Below are 20,185 nucleotides of genomic sequence, written 5' to 3' on the forward strand. Positions count from 1 at the left end.
TCGACGCATCGACCCGCGAGGCAGACCCCCGTGAATCTGGACGACTTCTCCGACCTGATCGAACGCCCCGACGGCGGCGTACGGCGCGATGCCGAGGAACGACGGGAGCGCCTGAGCGTTCCCGTCGGCTCCCTCGGCCGCCTGGACGAGCTGGGCGAATGGCTCTCGGCCGCTCAGCAGTCCGTACCGGTCAAGACGATCGAGCAGCCGCGTGTGGTGCTCTTCGCCGGTGATCACGGGGTCGCCGGGCTGGATGTGTCCGGGCGTGCGGCCGGCGGCGCGTACGAGCTGGTGCGGGCCACGCTGGAGGGTGCGACGCCGCTCGCGGTGCTGGCCCGGCAGTTCTCCGTACCGGTACGGATCGTCGACGCCGGTCTGGACTGCGATCCGGAGCTGCTGCCCGAGCCGGTGGTACGCCACCGGGTGCGGCGGGGCAGCGGCCGGATCGACATCGAGGACGCGCTGACGGCCGAGGAGGCCGAGCGGGCGGTACGGCTCGGCATGGCGATCGCCGACGAGGAGGCCGACTCGGGCACCGATCTGGTGGTGCTCGGCGATCTGAGCGTGGGCGGGACCACGGCCGCGGCCACCCTGATCGCGGCGCTGTGCGGTACGGACGCCTCGGTGGTCACCGGGCGCGGCGGCGCGGGCATCGACGACCTGGCGTGGATGCGCAAGTGCGCGGCGATCCGGGACGCGCTGCGGCGGGCCCGGCCGGTCCTCGGTGACCAGCTGGAGCTGCTGGCCACGGTGGGCGGTGCGGATCTGGCGGCGACGACCGGGTTCCTGTTGCAGTGCGCCGTGCGCAGGCTGCCGGTGATCCTGGACGGCGTGGTCTCCGCGGCCTGTGCGCTGGTGGGCCAGCGGGCCGCCTTCCGGGCGCCGGACTGGTGGCTGGCGGGTCAGGCGAGCGGTGAGCCGGCCCAGGCCAAGGCGCTGGACCGGTTGGCGCTCAACCCGTTGCTCGACCACGGCGTCATCGTGGGTGAAGGAAGCGGGGCACTGCTCGCACTCCCGCTCGTCCGGGCCGCGGCCGCACTCGCGGCCGAGCTGCCCGAACGCGAACCCGTCGCCGAGGAGAAGGACGGCGCCGGCGAGGAGGCCGGGGCCGGCGCCACGTACGGCGACGCGACCTGATCCTCGCGGACCGGCGCCGCTGCGGCCGTCTGACACCGGCCGCAGCGCAGTCCCTCATGCAGTGCGATGCACCATATGATCGCTTTTCATGGGAGAGGTCCGATTGGCCACCGACGAATCCGGGCGGGACACCGTCCGGTCACCGAGCACCGTCCGGTCACGGCGCAGCGCGGCATTCGCCATCTGGTATCTGCGCGTCGTGTCGTTCATCAACTTCCTGAGCGCCGTCTGGGTCACTCTCGGCAACGATCTGCGCCGCCACAACACGGAGAACTACTTCACCCCCTACCTGCTCACCGCGGGCTTCTCCTCCGGGGTCGTCGCCCTCTTCCTGGCGATCACCATGCGCCGCCGCAAGCGGGCCGCCTGGATCGTGAACATGGTGGTGAGCGGCCTGCTGCTGCTCCTCTTCGCCCTGGTGATCGCGTTCCCCGAGGTCCGGCGGTACCCGCAGAACTGGATCTCGCTGACGCTGACCGCCGCCTTCGTGCTGGCGCTGATCCTCGGCCGGCGCGAGTTCTACGCGAAGGGCGACCGGTCCAACCCGAAACTGGCGGCCGTCGTCGCGATCGGCGGGCTGCTGGTCACGTCACTGCTCGCGGCGGGCCTGGTCACCCTCACCAACACCGCGTCCGACGGCTACCGGGCGTCCTTCCTGGACCGGTGGCGCTACGGGGCGCTGCGGCTGGTCTCGGTCGCCGACAACGACGCCGACTTCCCCGGGATCACCGCCCCCGGCTGGGTCAACGTCACCATCAACGTGCTCTCCACACTGCTGCTGATCGCCGTCGTGTACGCGGCGTTCCGGTCCCGCCGGGCCGTCGACCCGATCACCCCGGAGGACGAGGCCCGGCTCCGGGCGCTGCTGGAGAAGCACGGCGAGCGCGACTCGCTCGGCTACTTCTCGCTGCGCCGGGAGAAGAGCGTCATCTGGTCCCCCACCGGGAAGGCCGCCGTCACCTACCGGGTGGTGGGCGGGGTCTCGCTCGCCTCCGGTGATCCCATCGGCGACCCGGAGGCCTGGCCCGGGGCGATCGATCCGTGGCTGGCCGAGGCCCGCGAGCACGGCTGGATCCCGGCGGTGATGGGGGTGAGCGAGGAGGGCGGCACGATCTACGCACGGCACGGCCTCGACGCCCTGGAGCTGGGCGACGAAGCGATCGTGGAGACCGCCGAGTTCACCCTGGAGGGGCGGGCGATGCGGACCGTCCGCCAGGCGTACAACCGGGTCCGGCGCGCCGGGTACGAGGTGACCGTCCGCCGCCACGCGGACATCCCCGAGGACGACATGGCCGAGCTGGTGCGGCGCGCCGACGACTGGCGCGACGGGGCGACCGAACGCGGCTTCTCGATGGCGCTGGGCAGGCTCGGCGATCCGGCCGACGGCCGGTGCGTGATGCTCGAATGCCGCAACGCCCCCACCGAGGAGGGCGCTCCGGGCGAGCTGCGTGCCGTACTGAGCTTCGTGCCCTGGGGGCCGAACGGACTCTCGCTGGACCTGATGCGCCGTGACCGGGACGCGGAGAACGGGCTGATGGAGTTCATGGTCATCGAACTTCTCCGGCGCGCCCAGGAGATCGGGATCACGCAGGTCTCACTGAACTTCGCGATGTTCCGGTCCGTCTTCGAGCGTGGTTCGCGGCTCGGCGCCGGGCCGGTGCTGAGGCTGTGGCGCTCGATGCTCAGTTTCTTCTCGCGCTGGTGGCAGATCGAGTCGCTGTACCGCGCCAACGCCAAGTACCGGCCGATCTGGGAGCCACGCTTCATGCTGTTCGAGAAGAGCTCGGACCTGCTGCGCATCGGTGTCGCGGCGGGCCGCGCCGAAGGGTTCCTGGAGGCGCCCGGTCTGCCCAAGTGGCTGCACCGCTCGCATCTCGGGGCCGATGGATGAGACCCGTGGGCGCACTGCGCCGGGCGGCTCGCCGGGAATGGGGTTCGCTGACGGCGACCGTACGCGCGGCGCTCGCCGCCGACCGGCTGTGGGCCGTCCCGATGACGATCGCCGCGGTCTGTCTGACGGCGCTGCTCCACGCGCTGCAGCAGCACTCGTGGGGTCTCGGGGTGGTGCACACCCTCGGGGCGGTGCAGGCCGAGGACCCGTTGCCGCTCTCCCTGCTGCGTACGCCGTTGTCGCTGTTCGTGCCGGCGCCGGATCTGCCGGTCTGGGGGGCGCTGGTGCAGATCCTGGTGGTGTTCGGCACCGCCGAGATCTGCCTGGGCCGGTGGCGCACGCTGCTGATCGCGTACGTGGCGACGCTGGCCGGGACGCTGTACGCGCGGGTCGGTGTCGCGCTCGGCCCGGACGGGCTGTTCGGGCTGCCGGCCTCGGACGCCCTGATCGTCGACACCGGGCCGTCCGCGGCGGTGGTCGGCCTCGCCGTCTACCTCTGTTACGTCCACCGGGCCCGCTTCACCGGGGCGCTGGTGATCGCGGCGATGGTGGCCGAGGTGGTCCTGAAGAACAATCTGGCGGGCAAGGAGCACCTGGTGGCGATCGCCGCCGTCCTCCTGATGTGCGTCCGCGCGCCCCGCCGGGACCGGCCCCGGGATCAGGGCTTGCGCCCCGGGAGTGGCACCCGGTCCGGTGCGCCGCCGATCAGATCCTCGAACCTGCGCCGCGGACCCACCCAGCGCACATCGTGATGGTAGGCGCGCAGCACCGACCGGGCGCGGGCCCGGTGCCGGTTGCGGTAGAAGCGCCTGGCCCACATCGAGGTCGGCCGGGCCAGCCGGACCGCGCCGATCAGCGCGACGAACGGGACCAGCGTGCCGACGACCGCGAGCCGCGCCTTGCCCTTGAAGAGGGCGATCAGCACGAAGCAGAAGTTGACGATCAGGGTCAGGACGACGCCGAGCCGGTCCTGCTGCTCGTCGCTGCTCAGCTCGTTCACGCCGAGGGGTGAGAACCCGCCCAGCACCAGCAGCACCAGCGCCGCGGTGAGGACCACCACCTCCACGCTCTGGCGGCCCTCCTCGGTCCAGTACACGTCGTCGAGATGGAGGATCAGGGCGAACTCGTCCAGCACCAGCCCCGCGCCCGCGCCGAAGACCACGGCACAGATTCCCGCGGTGACGCCCTCCCGCCCGCTGGCGACCGCGCCGAAGCCGCCGACGACGCTCAGCACCACCCCGGGGACCACGTGGTGGATGTGCATCCCGCCGGGTGTGATGTTGCGGAACGGGCCCTTCCCCGCCCGGATCATCCGGGTGATGAACCGGGTGATCGCGAAGGTGAGCACGAAGGAGGCCAGGGCGAGGAGCAGCGGCAGCTTCCCCGGCTCGACGATGTTCTGATCGAACCAGTGACCCATGCCACCCACTCCCGATAAGCCGCTCATGCCCTGGTCTGTCGTGTTACGGGCAATCTATCGGCCGGGCGCACCGATTAGCCTGCGCGCCGTGACCTCCCTGAACAGCCACGGCGTCCGTTTCGCCTTCGGCACCCTGACCGTGTTCCCCGTCCGCGTCACCCGCTGGGACCGCGAGGCCGCCCGCGCCGGAATGCTGTGCGCGCCGCTCGCCGGTCTCGTGGTGGGGCTGCTCTCGGCGGCTGCCGGCGGCCTGTTGCTGCTGCTCGGCTCGGCCCCGCTGCTCGCCGCGGTCGCCTCGGCGGCCGTGCCCGCCGCGCTGACCCGGGGTCTGCATCTGGACGGTCTCGCGGACACCGCCGACGGCCTGGGCAGCGGCAAGCCCGCCGACGACGCCCTGCGGATCATGAAGCAGTCGGACATTGGGCCGTTCGGTGTGATCACGCTGCTGTTCGTGCTGCTGGCCCAGGTGGCCGCGCTGGCCGAGCTGTACGGGCGGGGCTGGGCGTACGGCGCGGTGGCGGCGGCCGTCGCCGCGGTCACCGCCCGGCTCGCGCTCACCCTGGCCTCCCGCCGGGGCGTGCCGCCGGCCCGTCCGGAGGGGCTGGGCGCGGCGGTGGCGGGGACGGTCACGGGGCGGGGCGCGGCGGCGGTCGGGGCCGTGGTGGTCGCGGGCTGCGCGGGGGCCGGTGCGCTGCTCGGCGGGTACGGGGCGCCGCGCCACGCGCTGGCCGCGGTGGCCGCGCTCGGGGTCGCCCAGCTCCTGCTGCGGCACTGTGTGCGGCGCTTCGGCGGGGTGACCGGCGATGTGTTCGGCGCGCTGGCGGAGACCGCGGCCACGGCGGCCCTGGTGGTCCTGACGTTCGGTTAGTGCCTCTCGTCCGGACCGGGCCGGGCTCGCGGGCCCCGGCGCCCGACCCGGCCGAAAGGTCCTAGCCGTTCTGCGCGCGGCCCTTCGGGCACTCCTGGCGCCACACCCCGAGTTCGTACTTCTTCAGCAGCGAGCTGAGCCCCAGCCGCCGCGACCCGGCGCAGAACCGGGCGACGGGCAGCTCGTACTCGACGTGGAAGACGGCCTTGCCCGCCTTCACGAACGGGGTGAGCTCCTCGCACTCGTCGTACTGCGCGCACTGCTCGTTGACCGCGAAGTCGAAGTCCGGCTCCAGCTCCGGGATCTGCCCGAGATCGTTCTTCAGGCCGACGGCGAGCCCGTGGCGGTGGGCGAGCCGGGCGATGAGCCGGTTGTAGCGCAACTGGTCGGCGGCGGTCAGCGGGAAGCCGGTGCGGTTGCGGTAGCCGTCCATGTTGTCGGGCTCCACCGCGTCGAACCCCTTCTCGGCGCACATCTCGATCCGCCGCTCCATCAGCGGCTCCAGGATGTCCGTGCGACGGATGTCGAGCCAGTACTCCCCGTCCCAGCCGTTGCCCTTGCCGCGCACCGAGGCGGGGAACTTCCCGGCGTCCGGACGGAAGTCCTCCCAGGCACCGGTGGAGAGGTAGCAGATCACCTTGCGGCCCCGGCGGTGCAGATCCCCGACCGCCGCGGCCCCGTGGTCGAAGCCGTCGATGTCGTACACCGGGACGTCCACCGTCGGATCCAGTCTGCCGGAGAGCTGCCACTGCCAGCGGGTGCCCGCTGCCGGCCGCCAGTGGTCCTCTCCGGCGGGTTCCGGTGCCGCGGTGCAGCCGGCCAGCAGGGCCAGCAGAATCAGTACGGCGACGGGCAGCGCCCGGCTTCCCCGCGTCGTGCCTGCGACCCCATGGGCGCGCATGGTTCTCCCCCCATAGGGCCTTTCACCTCCAACGACCCTACGTCCACCGTCCCTTCCGGCCGCACGGGCCCCGGCCGGGCCGCCCGGGACCGGGGACCGCGGCGCCACAACGAGCCACCGACGGCCCGCCGCCGTGTTCCCGCACCAAGGGCGCGCGTAGGCTCATTACCGGCACATTGCGGCGGCGTCCACGATGCGCCGGGCACGGTCGGCCACCCCCTCGGCCAGCACAGACCGACAACGAACTCAACGGAAGCGAGATTTCACCACCGTGACTGCTCTCACTCTCAGCACTGCCGGTGCGGCGACGCTGCGCGCCGACGCACTCGTCGTCGGCGTCGCCAAGGGCTCCGGGTCCAAGGCTGGGAGTCTGGTCCTCGCACCGGGCTCCGAGGCCGTGGACAAGGCGTTCGACGGAAAGCTCGCCACCGTCCTGCAGGCCCTGGGCGCCGCGGGTGCCGAGGGCGAGGCGACCAAGCTCCCCGCACCCGCCGGTCTCAAGGTCCCGGTCGTCGTCGCGGTCGGGCTCGGCCCGGTCCCGCAGAAGGACGAGGCGTACGACACCGAGGCGCTGCGCCGGGCCGCCGGTTCGGCCGCCCGCGCCCTGACCGGCTCGAAGAAGGCCGGCTTCGCGCTGCCCGTCGCCTCCGCCGAGGACGCCGAGGCGATCGCCGAGGGCGCGCTCCTGGGCGCGTACGCCTTCACCGCGTACCAGGGCGGCGAGGACAAGCTCGCCCCCAAGGGCAAGAAGAACGGCAACGGCGCGAAGCTGCCGCTCGGCGAGGTCGCCCTGCTCGGCACCAAGCCGCGCGACAAGGCGTTCAAGGCGGCCGCCGAGCGCGCCGTCGCGCTGGCCGAGGAGATCAACCGCGCCCGCGACCTGATCAACACCCCGCCGAACGACCTGTACCCCGAGTCCTTCGCCGCCGTGGCCACCGCCGCGGGCAAGGAGCACGGCATCAAGGTGCAGGTCCTCGACGAGAAGGCGCTCGTCAAGGGCGGCTTCGGCGGTCTGCTCGGCGTCGGCCAGGGCTCGACCCACGGCCCGCGTCTGGTGAAGCTCGCCTACACGCACCCGAAGGCGGAGAAGACCCTGGCCCTGGTCGGCAAGGGCATCACCTACGACTCGGGCGGCATCTCGCTGAAGCCGGCCGGCCACAACGAGACGATGAAGTGCGACATGAGCGGCGCCGCCGCCGTGTTCGCCGCCGTCGTCGCGGCCTCCCGCCTCGGCCTCCAGGTCAACGTGACCGGCTGGCTGGCGCTCGCCGAGAACATGCCGTCGGGCAACGCCACCCGCCCCGGTGACGTGCTGCGCATGTACAGCGGCAAGACCGTCGAGGTCCTCAACACGGACGCCGAGGGCCGGCTCGTCCTCGCCGACGCGCTGACCCGCGCCTCCGAGGAGAACCCGGACGCGATCGTCGACGTGGCGACCCTGACCGGCGCGATGGTGCTGGCGCTGGGCAACCGCACCTTCGGCATCATGGCGAACGACGACGCCTTCCGTACCTCCATCCACGAGATCGCCGAGGAGGTCGGCGAGGCCTCCTGGCCGATGCCGCTCCCCGCCGACCTGCGCAAGGGCATGGACTCCCCGACCGCCGACATCGCCAACATGGGCGAGCGGATGGGCGGCGGCCTGGTGGCCGGTCTGTTCCTCCAGGAGTTCGTGGGCGAGGGCATCGCCTGGGCACACCTGGACATCGCCGGTCCGGCCTTCCACGAGGGCGCGCCGTACGGCTACACGCCCAAGGGCGGCACCGGCTCCGCGGTCCGCACGCTGGTCAGGCTGGCCGAGCGCACCGCCGCCGGAGACCTCGGCTGAGGTCTCGACCGTGACGTACGGCCCCGGGCATAGGCCCGGGGCCGTACGTGTTACGCCGATGGCATCGCCGCACGGATCCGGCCGGTTTCGCTCTCGACGAAATCAGCAGGGGTCTACGCGGCGGTAACCCCCTGGGGCGGATGATCGTCCGTCCCAGACCCGGGCCCCGCGTCCCGCCCACCGTCAACAAGTGCGAAGATGGGTTCTCGGCAGGACAGGGCCCCCACCACAGGGCCGAATAACAAAAGCGGCCGAACACCAGCCGACCGGCCGGTCATCCCCCAGCGACGGGGCCCGGCGTACGGCGCACATGCATGGAGGACGTGACGTGGCGAACGACGCCAGCACCGTTTTCGACCTAGTGATCCTCGGCGGTGGTAGCGGCGGTTACGCCGCGGCCCTGCGCGGAGCGCAGCTGGGCCTGGACGTCGCTCTGATCGAGAAGGGCAAGGTCGGCGGCACCTGCCTGCACAACGGCTGTATCCCCACGAAGGCCCTGCTGCACGCCGGTGAGATCGCCGACCAGGCGCGCGAGTCCGAGCAGTTCGGTGTCAAGGCCACCTTCGAGGGCATCGACATCGACGCCGTCCACAAGTACAAGGACGACGTGATCTCTGGCCTGTACAAGGGTCTGCAGGGTCTCATCGCCTCGCGCAAGGTCACCTACATCGAGGGTGAGGGACGGCTTTCCTCCCCCACCTCGGTGGATGTGAACGGCCAGCGCGTCCAGGGCCGCCACGTGCTGCTCGCGACCGGCTCCGTGCCGAAGTCGCTGCCGGGCCTGGAGATCGACGGCAACCGCATCATCTCGTCGGACCACGCGCTCAAGCTGGACCGCGTCCCGAAGTCCGCGATCGTGCTGGGCGGCGGCGTCATCGGCGTCGAGTTCGCCTCGGCGTGGACGTCCTTCGGCACCGACGTGACGATCATCGAGGGCCTGAAGCACCTCGTCCCGGTCGAGGACGAGAACAGCTCGAAGCTTCTTGAGCGCGCCTTCCGCAAGCGCGGCATCAAGTTCAACCTCGGTACGTTCTTCCAGGGCGCCGAGTACACGCAGGACGGCGTCCGCGTGACCCTCGCCGACGGCAAGACCTTCGAGGCGGAGGTGCTGCTGGTCGCCATCGGCCGCGGCCCGGTCTCGCAGGGCCTGGGCTACGAGGAGGCCGGCGTCGCGATGGACCGCGGTTACGTCCTCGTCGACGAGTACATGCAGACCAACGTGCCGACCGTCTCGGCCGTGGGTGACCTGGTCCCGACGCTCCAGCTCGCGCACGTCGGCTTCGCCGAGGGCATCCTGGTGGCGGAGCGGCTGGCCGGTCTGAAGACCGTTCCGATCGACTACGACGGTGTCCCGCGGGTGACGTACTGCCACCCCGAGGTCGCCTCCGTGGGCATCACCGAGGCGAAGGCCAAGGAGCTCTACGGCGCGGACAAGGTCGTCGCTCTGAAGTACAACCTCGCGGGCAACGGCAAGAGCAAGATCCTCAAGACCGCGGGCGAGATCAAGCTCGTCCAGGTCAAGGACGGTGCCGTGGTCGGCGTCCACATGGTCGGTGACCGTATGGGCGAGCAGGTCGGCGAAGCCCAGCTGATCTACAACTGGGAGGCGCTGCCGGCCGAGGTCGCGCAGCTCATCCACGCCCACCCGACCCAGAACGAGGCGATGGGCGAGGCCCACCTGGCCCTGGCCGGCAAGCCTCTGCACTCCCACGACTGATCCAGTCGACCGGGCGCGACGACCGACCACTTCCGCACTTTCGTAAGGAGCAACTGAAACCATGTCGGTTTCCGTAACCCTTCCGGCGCTCGGCGAGAGCGTCACCGAGGGCACTGTCACCCGCTGGCTGAAGGCCGAGGGCGAGCGCGTCGAGGCCGACGAGCCGTTGCTCGAGGTTTCGACCGACAAGGTCGACACCGAGATCCCGGCCCCCGCGGCCGGCATCCTGGCCTCCATCAAGGTCGCCGAGGACGAGACCGTCGAGGTCGGCGCCGAGCTGGCCGTCATCGACGACGGCACGGGCGCGCCCGTGGCCGCCGCGGCTCCGGCCGCCGAGCCCGCGGCCGCCCCGGCCCCGGCCCCGGTCGCCGAGGCCCCCGCCGCGGCTCCGGCTCCCGCCGCCGAGGCCCCGGCCCCCGCCGCCGCCCCGGCCGGTGGCGCCGCCGGCACCGACGTCACCCTTCCGGCGCTCGGCGAGAGCGTCACCGAGGGCACCGTCACCCGCTGGCTGAAGGAGGTCGGCGAGGAGGTCACGGAGGACGAGCCCCTCCTGGAGGTCTCCACGGACAAGGTCGACACCGAGATCCCGGCCCCGGTTTCCGGTGTGCTGCTGGAGATCGTCGTCGCCGAGGACGAGACAGCCGAGGTCGGCGCCAAGCTCGCCGTCATCGGTGCCGCGGGTGCTGCCCCGGCCGCCGCTCCGGCTCCGGCCCCCGCCGCTCCGGCCCCGGCTCCGGCCGCCCCGGCCCCGGCTCCGGCCCCGGCCGCTCCGGCCGCCCCCGCTCCGGCTCCGGCCCCGGTGGCGCCCGCCGCCCCGGTCGCCGCCCCGGCGCCCGTGGCCGCCGCTCCGGTCGCCGCTCCGGCTCCGGTCACCCCGGCCGCCCCGGCCGCGACCTCCGGTGACGACGGCGCGTACGTCACGCCGCTGGTCCGCAAGCTCGCCGCCGAGAACGGCGTCGACCTGGGCGCGGTCAAGGGCACCGGCGTCGGTGGCCGCATCCGCAAGCAGGACGTAGTGGCCGCCGCGGAGGCCGCGAGGGCCGCCGCGGCCGCCCCGGCTCCGGCCGCCGCCGCTGTGGCTGCCGGAGGCCGTGCCGCCTCGAAGGCGCCGAAGCTGGAGGCGTCCCCGCTGCGCGGCCAGACGGTCAAGATGACCCGCATGCGCAAGGTCATCGGCGAGAACATGATGAAGGCGCTGCACTCGCAGGCCCAGCTGACCTCGGTCGTCGAGGTCGACGTCACCAAGCTGATGAAGCTGCGCAACAAGGCGAAGGACGCGTTCGCCGCCCGCGAGGGCGTCAAGCTGTCCCCGATGCCGTTCTACGTCAAGGCGGCGGCCCAGGCGCTGAAGGCCCACCCGGTCGTCAACGCCCGGATCAACGAGGACGAGGGCACCATCACGTACTTCGACTCGGAGAACATCGGCATCGCCGTGGACGCCGAGAAGGGTCTGATGACCCCGGTCATCAAGGGTGCGGGCGACCTGAACATCGCCGGTATCTCGAAGAAGACCGCCGAGCTGGCCGGCAAGGCCCGCGGCGGCGGCCTGACGCCGGACGACATGTCCGGTGCCACCTTCACCATCAGCAACACCGGCTCGCGCGGTGCGCTGTTCGACACCGTCATCGTGCCGCCGAACCAGGCAGCCATCCTGGGCATCGGTGCCACGGTCAAGCGTCCGGCGGTCATCGAGACCGAGGAGGGCACCGTCATCGGTGTCCGCGACATGACGTACCTGTCGCTCTCCTACGACCACCGTCTGGTGGACGGCGCGGACGCCGCCCGCTACCTGACCTCGGTCAAGGCGATCCTGGAGGCCGGTGAGTTCGAGGTCGAGCTCGGCCTCTGAACCCCTCGGCTGTAACCAGCCTCACCAGCTGCGCCCCCGTCCGGAACACTTCCGGACGGGGGCGCAGCCGTATTGTCTAGACACCACCGGTCGCCCCGGCAATCGTGATGGTGCGGACAGCACCGGTTTGCCCCGAAGGAGCCCCTCATGACCCCGCCCGTCGTCCACTCGCTGCGCGAACAGATCCGCGAGCACATCGTGGACGGGATCGTCAGCGGGCGCTGGAAGCCCGGTGAGCGGATCGTGGAGCGCCGGATCGCCACCGAGCTGGAGGTCAGCCAGACGCCCGTGCGCGAGGCCCTGCGGGAGCTGGAGACGCTCCGGCTGATCGAGTCGGCGCCCAACAAGGGCGTACGGGTCCGCAATCTGACCGCCGCCGACCTGGAGGAGAGCTATCCGGTACGGGCCGGTCTGGAGCAGATCGCGGCGGAGCTGGCGGCGCCGGCCCTCGGCGAGGACTGCTCGCGCCTCACGCCGTACGTGACGGCGCTCTACGAGGCGGACCGGCTGGCCGACGGCGAGGCGCAGGCGCGGCACACCGTGGGCTTCCACCGCGAGATGGTGCGGGCCGCCGGGAACTCGGTACTGCTGCACACCTGGGAGGGGCTGGGCATCGAGGTGTTCACCGCCCTGTCGATCCGGTGGCTGGGCACGGTGCAGAAGTCGTACGCGGAGGAGCACGAGGCGCTCGTCGAGGCGTTCCTGCGCAAGGACCCGGACATCGGGGTACTGGCGAAGGCCCATGTGCTCGGCTGCGCGCCGCGCGCCTGAGCGTCGTACACATCTGTCGCGTGGGGTGCTCGCCTGCGCGAGCGAGCGCCCCATTTGCACGTTAAATCCCGTCACTCCGTGCCTCATTCCGAGACACCCCATGCCACTTTCTTCATATCGAGAAGTTTTGCCCTTCACCCTTTGATCGATCATCGATCGGAGACTTAGAGTTCACTTCGCGGGCCCACCGGCCCCATCGCCCTGTCCTGCCAGTCAGGGCCTTCTCCACCCCCCTCCACTCCGGAAGGCGGCGATCATGACCGACCCCGTAGGAAAGCTTCCGAGCGAGCTCGACCAGCTCCCGGACCGTGACCCCGAGGAGACCGCCGAATGGGCGGCCTCCCTGGATGCCGTCACCAAGGCCGCGGGCCCGCACCGGGCCGCGTACCTGATGCGCCGTTCGCTCGAACACGCCGAGGGCGCCGGTCTCGCGCTGCCCAAGCTGCTGGAGACCGATTACGTCAACTCCATCCCGACCGCCGCCGAGCCCGAGTTCGACGGCGATCTGGAGATGGAGTCCAGGATCACCGCCTGGAACCGCTGGAACGCGGCCGCGATGGTCACCCGCGGCGCGCGCTACGGCGTCGGCGGCCACATCGCCACCTTCGCCTCGGCGGCCTGGCTGTACGAGACCGGCTTCAACCACTTCTTCCGCGGCAAGGAGGGGGACGGCTCCGGCGACCAGCTCTACATCCAGGGCCACGCCTCCCCCGGCATCTACGCCCGCGCCTTCCTCGACGGCCGGCTCAGCGAGCAGCAGCTCGACAACTTCCGCCAGGAGGCGGGCGGCGACGGCCTGCCGTCCTACCCGCACCCGCGGCGGCTGCCCTGGCTGTGGGAGTTCCCCACCGTGTCGATGGGTCTCGGCCCGCTCTCGGCGATCTACCAGGCGCGCTTCAACCGCTACCTCGCCAACCGCAGCATCAAGGACACGTCGAACTCGCACGTCTGGGCCTTCCTCGGCGACGGCGAGATGGACGAGCCCGAGTCGACCGCCGCCCTCGCGCTGGCGGCCCGTGAGGGTCTCGACAACCTGACCTTCGTCATCAACTGCAACCTGCAGCGCCTCGACGGCCCGGTCCGCGCCAACTTCCGCGTGGTCCAGGAGCTGGAGGGCGCGTTCCGCGGGGCCGGCTGGAACGTCGTCAAGACGCTCTGGGGCAACGCCTGGGACGAGCTGTTCCGGCTGGACACCACCGGTGCGCTGGTCCGCCGGCTCCGGGAGGTCCCGGACGCGCAGTTCCAGACGTACGCCACCCGCGACGTCGCGTACATCCGCGAGCACTTCTTCGGCGCCGAGCCCGCGCTCGCCGAGCTGGCCAGGCTGCTCACCGACGCGAAGATCGCCGAGTGCTTCTACACCTCGCGCGGCGGCCACGAGGCCCGCAAGGTGTACGCGGCGTACCGGGCGGCCCTGGCGCACAAGGGCGCGCCGACCGTGATCCTCGCCCAGACGGTGAAGGGCTTCACCCTCGGCAAGGGTTTCGAGTCCAAGAACGCCAACCACCAGATGAAGAAGCTCTCGGTGGACGAGTTCAAGGACATGCGCGAGCTGCTCGGGCTCCCGATCCCGGACAGTGCCTTCGCCGACGGCCTGGTGCCCTACGGCCACCCGGGCGCCGACTCCCCCGAGGTCCGTTACCTCCAGGAGCGCCGCGCCGCCCTCGGCGGTCCCGCCCCGGCCCGCCGGGTGCACGCCGCGGCGCTGCCGCAGCCCGAGGAGCGCGCGTTCGCCGCCCTCAAGAAGGGCTCCGGCAAGCAGGAGATGGCCACGACCATGGCCTTCGTGCGCCTGGTCAAGGACCTGATGCGGGACAAGGAGACCGGTCGGCGCTGGGTTCCGATCGTCCCGGACGAGGCCCGTACCTTCGGTATGGAGTCGCTGTTCCCGTCGGCCGGCATCTACTCGCCGCTGGGCCAGACGTACGAGCCGGTCGACCGCGACCAGCTGATGTACTACAAGGAGGCCAAGGACGGCCAGATCCTCAACGAGGGGATCACCGAGGCCGGGGCCATGGCGGACTTCATCGCCGCGTCGACGTCGTACGCGACGCACGGCGAGACGATGATCCCCTTCTACATCTTCTACTCGATGTTCGGCTGGCAGCGGACCGGCGACCAGTTCTGGCAGCTCGCCGACCAGCTCGGCAAGGGCTTCATCGTCGGCGCCACGGCGGGCCGTACGACGCTGACCGGTGAGGGTCTCCAGCACGCGGACGGCCACTCGCAGCTGATCGCCGCCACGAACCCGGCGTCGCTCAACTACGACCCGGCGTTCGCGTACGAGATCGCGGTGATCGTCAAGGAGGGTCTGCGGCGGATGTACGGCCCCGAGGCCGAGAACGTCTTCTACTACCTGACGGTCTACAACGAGCCGAAGCCGCAGCCCGCGATGCCGGAGGGCGTCGAGGAGGGCATCGTCAAGGGTCTGTACCGCTTCAAGGAGGGCACGCCCGCCTCCGACCAGGCCCCGCGGGCCCAGCTGCTGGCCTCCGGCACGGCGATCCACTGGGCCCTCCAGGCCCAGGAGCTGCTGGCCGCGGACTGGGGTGTCACGGCCGACGTCTGGTCCGCCACCTCCTGGGGCGAGCTGCGCCGCGAGGCGCTGGAGTGCGACGAGGCGCTGCTCCGCGGTGAGCAGCGGGTGCCGTACGTGACCCAGGCGCTGGAGGGCGCGCCGGGTCCGGTCGTCGCGGTCAGCGACTGGATGCGTCAGGTCCCGGACCAGATCAGCCAGTGGGTGGAGCAGGACTGGTCCTCGCTCGGCACGGACGGCTTCGGCCTCTCCGACACCCGCGACGCGGCCCGCCGGCACTTCGGTGTCGACGCGCAGTCGATCGTCGTCGCGGCGCTGGCCCAGCTGGCCCGTCGCGGCGAGGTGACCGCGTCCGCGGTCAAGGAGGCCCGGGAGCGGTACGGGCTGTGACGGTCCGGGAGCGGTACGGGCTGTGAGGTGACGGCGGCCGGGCACCTGCCCGGCCGCCGCACGCGTGCTGCGGCCACAATGGCCGGATGCGCGCTGCCCGTCTGATCAGAATGGTGCTGCTCCTGCAGTCCCGCCCCGTCATGACCGCCGCCGAGCTCGCCCGTGAGCTGGAGGTGTCCGAACGGACCGTGACGCGGGACGCGCAGGCGCTCTCCGAGGCGGGTGTCCCGGTGTACGCGGACCGGGGCCGGGCCGGGGGCTACCGGCTCGTCGGCGGCTACCGCACCCATCTGACCGGCCTGGCCCGGACCGAGGCCGAGGCGCTCTTCCTCTCCGGGCTGCCGTCCGCGCTGCGCGAGATGGGCCTGGAGGACGCCGGGTCCGCCGCCCGGCTCAAGGTGTCGGCGGCCCTGCTGCCCTCGCTGCGGGACGCCTCCGCCAGTGCCGCCCGGCGCTTCCACCTGGACGCCCCCGGCTGGTACCAGGAGCCGGTCACGCCCGAGCTGCTGCCGGCCGTCGCCGAGGCCGTCTGGGGCGACCGGGTCGTCGGTGCCCGCTACCGCCGCGGCGGCGCGGGCGACGAGGTGGAGCGGGAGCTGGCACCGTACGGGCTCGTCCTGAAGGCCGGGGTCTGGTACGTCTGCGCCCGGGTGGGGGACGACTTCCGGGTGTACCGGATCGACCGGTTCTCGTCCGTGACGGTGTCCGAGGAACGGTTCGAGCGCGACGAGCTGTTCGATCTGCCGGGTTTCTGGGAGGAGCGGGCCGCCCAGTTCGCCCGGTCGATCCTGCGGGCCGAGGTGACGGTACGGGTGTCGCCGGAGGGAGTACGCCGACTGCCGTACACCATGGACCGTTCGGCGGTCCGGGACGCCCTGGAGGCGGCCGGCCCGCCCGATGCCCAGGGGTGGCTCACGCTCGCCCTGCGGGTCGAGTCGGAGGAGGTCGCCTACAGCCAACTGCTGGGGCTGGGGCCGGAGTCGGAGGTGCTGGAGCCGGCCGCGCTGCGGGAGCGTTTCGCCGCGGCCGCCGAACGTCTGCGCGAGCTCTATCGTTGAGAGCCCGTTCTCCCCGTGTCCGCGTGCGTGGCCCGCCGTCAGGGCCGATGCTTGACCCGTGATGGACGAGACGGAGTTCTGGGAGATCATCGACAGCACCCGCGCGGCCGCCGAGGGCGACCCCGAGGACCAGGCCGACCTGCTGGTCGAGCGGCTGGTGCGGCTCGATCCCGATGCGGTGCTGGACTTCGCCCGGCACTTCGAGGCCCGTTTCAACCGCGCCTACCGCTGGGATCTGTGGGGCGCCGCCGCCGTGCTGCTCGGCGGTGCGAGCGACGACGCCTTCGACTACTTCCGGTGCTGGCTGATCGGCCAGGGCCGGGAGGTCTTCGAGGGGGCTCTGCACGACCCCGACGGCCTGGCCGGTCTTCTCGACGACTTCGACGAGGAGATCGACGGGGACGCCGAGGAACTCGGCTATGCCGCCGACGAGGCGTACGAGCAGCTCACCGGCGTGGTCGCCCCGGACCTCGGCCTGCCGCCCCAGGCCGCCGAGCCCGAGGGGACGCCCATGAGCTTCGAGGACGACGCGGTCCTGGCGGAGCGCTTCCCCTCGCTCTGGGAGCGGTTCGGGCCCGGCTGAGTGGCGCGGGCGCGCCCTCGCCTCAGTAGTGGGTGCCGCCGTCGATCCGGATCTCCGTACCGGTGATGAAGGCCCCGTCCCGGGAGCCGAGCATCGCGACGACGCCCGCGACGGTGTCCGGGCTGGCGAAGCCCGCGCCGAGGGCGGGGGCCAGCTTCACGAAGAGCGACATGTCGGCGTCCGCCGGAAGACCCGGGCCGTTGCCGCTGGTCATGTCGGAGGAGATCGAGCCGGGCGCGACGGCGACGAACCGCAGCCCCTGCTTGCTGTACTCGGCGGCCAGCGCGTGCGTCATCGACTGGATGCCGCCCTTGCTCGCCGCGTACGCCGACATGTAGGGGTGCGCGAAGCTCGCCGAGGTGGAGGAGAAGTTGACGACGGCCGGCTCGTGGCCCGCCAGCAGGGCCGGGATCGCCTCGCGGATCATCAGGAACGTACCCGTGAGGTTGACCGCGAGGATCCTGTTGAAGAACTCCAGCGTCGTCTTGTGGGTGTGCTCGGAGCGCAGGATCCCGGCCGCGTTGACCAGTACGTCGAGCCCCCCGAGGGTCTCCACGGCGGAGGCGACACCGGTCCGGACCGCGGCCTCGTCCGAGATGTCCAGGACGAGGGTGGTGAGGCGCTCGGCGCCGCCGTTCGCCAGGGCCGTCTCGTACGTGGCCTTCAGTCCGGCCTCGTTGACGTCGGCCGCGACGACGAGGCCGCCCTCGGCGAGTACGCGGTGGACGGTGGCCTGTCCGATGCCGGAGCCGCCTCCGGTGACGAGTACGCGGCGGCCTTCGTAGCGGTTCATGTCTGTCTCTCTTCCGATCCCGGTGACTGCTGTCACGAAGCGGCTCGGCGGCGCCCCGATGACGTCCCGATCAATGTCCACCGTACGCCTAGGTGGCACGTTTTGCCACGATGGCATTGAGCGCACACTTCTGTCCTGCCGGGGTAATCTCCTGGGAATGAGCACCGAGCCGAGTCAGCCTTCTCTCACCGAGCGCCGGAAGGCCGCGACCCAGCTGGACATCGCGCGCGCCGCGGCCGCGCTCTTCGCCGAGCACGGGCCCGACGGCACCACGGCGGAGGACATCGCCGGCCGGGCGGGTGTGGCACTGCGCACCTTCTACCGCTACTTCCGCTCCAAGCAGGACGCGGTGGGCCCGCTGCTCTCCGGCGGCGGCGAGCGCTGGCGGGCCCTGCTGGAGGCGGCCGAGCCCGGGGAGCCGCTCGCCGGGGTCCTGGAGCGGGCGGTCACCGAGGCGCTCCGGGTGCCGGGCGCGGACGCCGCAGAGCAGCTCGGCTGGACGCGCGGGCTGCTGCGGGCGGCGGTGCAGGACCCGGCGCTGCGCGCCGTCTGGTACCGGGTCAATCAGGATTCGGAGGAGCGGCTGCTGCCGGTGCTGGCCCGGCTGGCGGGCGGCGGGGCGGACCCGCTGGAGGTCCGGCTCGCCGCGGCCGCCGCCACGGACGCGGTCCGGGTCGCGCTGGAGTCCTGGGCGCAGACGGACGCGCCGACGACCGGGCCCGGCTCACCCGCCGAACTGGCGGTCCGCTGCCTGCACGAACTCATGGGCGGCATGCGGCTGTTCAAGCCGTAGGGCGCGGACCGGCCGGCAATCGGCCCCGCGACGCCCCCGGTTGCCGGTCGGTCCGGGTGTCACGGGGTGAGCGAGCGGCCCATCATCACGTCGTCGACGTAACGCCCGTGCAGGAAGAACTCACCGGGCAGCACTCCCTCGACGACGAACCCCTCCGACTCGTACAGGGCGCGCGCGGGCGCGTTGTGGCCGAGGACCCGCAGCGTCATCCGGTTCGCCCCCTCGCCGCGCGCCGCCTCGAAGGCGGCCCGCAGCAGGGTCCTGGCGACTCCGCGGCCACGCGCCCAGTCGGCCACGGCGAGGCCCTGTATCTGCCGGACATGGGTGTTGCAGGCCAGCGGGGTCGGCGGTACCAGCCTGAGGTATCCGGCCGGGCGCGGCTCGCCCCCGCCCGCCTCCGCCTCGGCCACCAGGAAGTCCTCCGGCCGGTGGCGCTCGTCGAAGAACGGGTCGTACGGCGGCTGCGGTGCGGGCGTCACGGCGTGCAACGTCGACCAGGTGGCGCGGTCGAGTTCACCGAGCGCGGCCTCGTCGGCGAGGACGGCGGGACGGACGTGGATCGGGTGGGTACGCGTCTCGGGCATGCGCGCCACTGTGCCATGGCGCGCCTTGGCCGGTCAGCCCGGTTTCGCCACTCGCCGCCCCCGATGACACGAGCCCGTCCGCCGGGCCCGACAGATGGGTTCGGCGGGGCCGCTGGGGCAGGATGGACCCATGCTGCACTCCCGTATCGCTGTCACCGGAGCATCCGGACTCATCGGAGCGGCGCTGGTGCGCTCGCTGCGGGCCGACGGACACGAGGTGGTGCGCCTGGTACGGCGCCCGGCCCGGGCCGGCGACGAGGCGGAGTGGGACCCGGGGCGGGGATACGTCGACGTGGCGGGCCTGGTGGGCTGCGACGCCGTCGTCCACCTCGCCGGCGCCGGGGTCGGCGACCACCGCTGGACCGCCGCGTACAAGCGGGAGATCCGGGACAGCCGGGTGCTCGGGACCGCGGCGATCGCCGAGGCCGTCGCCTCGCTGGACGTACCGCCGAAGGTGCTGCTGTCCGGGTCCGCGATCGGCTACTACGGCGACACGGGGGACCGTGCCGTCGACGAGGGCGCCCCGGCCGGCGAGGGTTTCCTGCCGTCCGTCTGCGTGGAGTGGGAGGCGGCCACGGCAGCCGCCCAGGAGGCGGGCGTACGGACGGTGCACGCGCGCACCGGTCTGGTCGTCGGCCGCGAGGGCGGGGCCTGGGGCCGGCTCTTCCCGCTGTTCCGGGCGGGGCTGGGCGGCCGGCTGGGCAACGGACGGCAGTACTGGAGCTTCATCGCGCTGCACGACGAGGTCGCCGCGCTGCGCCACATCCTGGACACGGAGTCCCTGTCGGGCCCGGTGAACTTGACCGGCCCCGACCCGGTCACCAACAGCGAGGTGACGGCGGCGATGGGGCGGGTGCTGCACCGCCCCACCCTCCTCACCGCCCCTGCACCGGCGTTGCGGCTCGCCCTCGGCGACTTCGCGCAGGACGTACTGGCCAGCCAGCGGGTGCTGCCGGGCCAACTGCTGGACTCGGGTTTCGTGTTCGCCTTCCCCGGGATCGACGCGGCGATCCGCGCTGCCCTGCGCTGAGCGCGCCGCCGACGCGCTCCGCGAACGCACCGGCAC

General features: G+C 72.2%; 17 protein-coding genes. 13 read left to right on the plus strand and 4 right to left on the minus strand.

Annotation, left to right across the window (positions count from 1 at the left end; genetic code table 11):
- The first annotated feature begins 30 nt into the window (after positions 1-30).
- The 3 genes from cobT (at position 31) to ACGF8B_RS14835 (ending at position 3,780) form a co-directional block, all read left to right on the plus strand.
- On the plus strand, positions 31-1,137 hold the full coding sequence (gene cobT / locus ACGF8B_RS14825; RefSeq protein ID WP_392738082.1) for a nicotinate-nucleotide--dimethylbenzimidazole phosphoribosyltransferase: 1,107 nt from the start codon (positions 31-33) through the stop codon (positions 1,135-1,137).
- Between the two features lie 88 nt (positions 1,138-1,225).
- On the plus strand, positions 1,226-3,028 hold the full coding sequence (locus tag ACGF8B_RS14830) for a phosphatidylglycerol lysyltransferase domain-containing protein (protein WP_392738084.1): 1,803 nt from the start codon (positions 1,226-1,228) through the stop codon (positions 3,026-3,028).
- Positions 3,025-3,780: a hypothetical protein gene (locus ACGF8B_RS14835; protein ID WP_392738087.1), complete on the plus strand. Its 756-nt coding sequence runs from the start codon at positions 3,025-3,027 to the stop codon at positions 3,778-3,780. The genes ACGF8B_RS14830 and ACGF8B_RS14835 overlap by 4 nt, the downstream gene beginning before the upstream one ends.
- Here ACGF8B_RS14835 and ACGF8B_RS14840 read toward each other — a convergent pair.
- Complete coding sequence (locus ACGF8B_RS14840) at positions 3,687-4,448, minus strand: hypothetical protein (protein WP_392738359.1); 762 nt, start codon at positions 4,446-4,448, stop codon at positions 3,687-3,689. The two genes, ACGF8B_RS14835 and ACGF8B_RS14840, sit on opposite strands and share 94 nt — an antisense overlap.
- An 88-nt stretch (positions 4,449-4,536) precedes the next feature.
- Between ACGF8B_RS14840 and cobS the strand changes: the two genes are divergently transcribed.
- A complete protein-coding gene (gene cobS, locus ACGF8B_RS14845; RefSeq protein WP_392738090.1) occupies positions 4,537-5,316 on the plus strand; it encodes an adenosylcobinamide-GDP ribazoletransferase in 780 nt (259 codons plus the stop codon).
- Positions 5,317-5,377: 61 nt separating this feature from the next.
- Here the strand turns inward: cobS and ACGF8B_RS14850 are convergent, their stop codons facing one another.
- The gene (locus ACGF8B_RS14850; RefSeq protein ID WP_392738091.1) at positions 5,378-6,217 is read right to left on the minus strand and encodes an endo alpha-1,4 polygalactosaminidase; all 840 of its coding nucleotides are present in this window, start codon (positions 6,215-6,217) and stop codon (positions 5,378-5,380) included.
- A 271-nt stretch (positions 6,218-6,488) separates the two neighbouring features.
- Here ACGF8B_RS14850 and ACGF8B_RS14855 point away from each other — a divergent pair, with 271 nt between their 5' ends.
- The 7 genes from ACGF8B_RS14855 (at position 6,489) to ACGF8B_RS14885 (ending at position 16,949) form a co-directional block, all read left to right on the plus strand.
- On the plus strand, positions 6,489-8,045 hold the full coding sequence (locus ACGF8B_RS14855; protein WP_392738094.1) for a leucyl aminopeptidase: 1,557 nt from the start codon (positions 6,489-6,491) through the stop codon (positions 8,043-8,045).
- Between the two features lie 328 nt (positions 8,046-8,373).
- Complete coding sequence (lpdA, locus tag ACGF8B_RS14860; RefSeq protein WP_317867822.1) at positions 8,374-9,762, plus strand: dihydrolipoyl dehydrogenase; 1,389 nt, start codon at positions 8,374-8,376, stop codon at positions 9,760-9,762.
- A 61-nt stretch (positions 9,763-9,823) separates the two neighbouring features.
- A complete protein-coding gene (sucB, locus tag ACGF8B_RS14865; protein ID WP_392738098.1) occupies positions 9,824-11,611 on the plus strand; it encodes a 2-oxoglutarate dehydrogenase, E2 component, dihydrolipoamide succinyltransferase in 1,788 nt (595 codons plus the stop codon).
- Positions 11,612-11,758: 147 nt separating this feature from the next.
- Positions 11,759-12,382 (plus strand): GntR family transcriptional regulator, encoded by a 624-nt coding sequence (locus tag ACGF8B_RS14870; protein ID WP_392738101.1) that lies wholly within the window; start codon positions 11,759-11,761, stop codon positions 12,380-12,382.
- A gap of 256 nt (positions 12,383-12,638) precedes the next feature.
- Positions 12,639-15,308: a pyruvate dehydrogenase (acetyl-transferring), homodimeric type gene (gene aceE / locus ACGF8B_RS14875; protein WP_392738104.1), complete on the plus strand. Its 2,670-nt coding sequence runs from the start codon at positions 12,639-12,641 to the stop codon at positions 15,306-15,308.
- An 86-nt stretch (positions 15,309-15,394) separates the two neighbouring features.
- Positions 15,395-16,366: a helix-turn-helix transcriptional regulator gene (locus tag ACGF8B_RS14880; protein ID WP_392738107.1), complete on the plus strand. Its 972-nt coding sequence runs from the start codon at positions 15,395-15,397 to the stop codon at positions 16,364-16,366.
- Between the two features lie 61 nt (positions 16,367-16,427).
- Positions 16,428-16,949 (plus strand): DUF4240 domain-containing protein, encoded by a 522-nt coding sequence (locus tag ACGF8B_RS14885; RefSeq protein ID WP_392738362.1) that lies wholly within the window; start codon positions 16,428-16,430, stop codon positions 16,947-16,949.
- A 22-nt stretch (positions 16,950-16,971) separates the two neighbouring features.
- Here the strand turns inward: ACGF8B_RS14885 and ACGF8B_RS14890 are convergent, their stop codons facing one another.
- Complete coding sequence (locus ACGF8B_RS14890; RefSeq protein ID WP_392738110.1) at positions 16,972-17,742, minus strand: SDR family NAD(P)-dependent oxidoreductase; 771 nt, start codon at positions 17,740-17,742, stop codon at positions 16,972-16,974.
- Between the two features lie 157 nt (positions 17,743-17,899).
- Here ACGF8B_RS14890 and ACGF8B_RS14895 point away from each other — a divergent pair, with 157 nt between their 5' ends.
- Positions 17,900-18,535 carry a TetR family transcriptional regulator gene (locus tag ACGF8B_RS14895; protein WP_392738113.1) on the plus strand — a complete coding sequence of 212 codons (636 nt, stop codon included), beginning with the start codon at positions 17,900-17,902 and terminating at the stop codon, positions 18,533-18,535.
- A 59-nt stretch (positions 18,536-18,594) separates the two neighbouring features.
- Here the strand turns inward: ACGF8B_RS14895 and ACGF8B_RS14900 are convergent, their stop codons facing one another.
- Positions 18,595-19,119 (minus strand): GNAT family N-acetyltransferase, encoded by a 525-nt coding sequence (locus ACGF8B_RS14900; RefSeq protein ID WP_392738116.1) that lies wholly within the window; start codon positions 19,117-19,119, stop codon positions 18,595-18,597.
- A 130-nt stretch (positions 19,120-19,249) separates the two neighbouring features.
- Between ACGF8B_RS14900 and ACGF8B_RS14905 the strand changes: the two genes are divergently transcribed.
- Positions 19,250-20,149, plus strand: a complete 900-nt coding sequence (locus ACGF8B_RS14905) for a TIGR01777 family oxidoreductase (RefSeq protein WP_392738120.1) — start codon at positions 19,250-19,252, stop codon at positions 20,147-20,149.
- The last annotated feature ends 36 nt before the right edge of the window (positions 20,150-20,185 follow it).

This window comes from Streptomyces sp. NPDC047917, assembly GCF_043204345.1.
Lineage (GTDB): Bacteria > Actinomycetota > Actinomycetes > Streptomycetales > Streptomycetaceae > Streptomyces > Streptomyces sanglieri.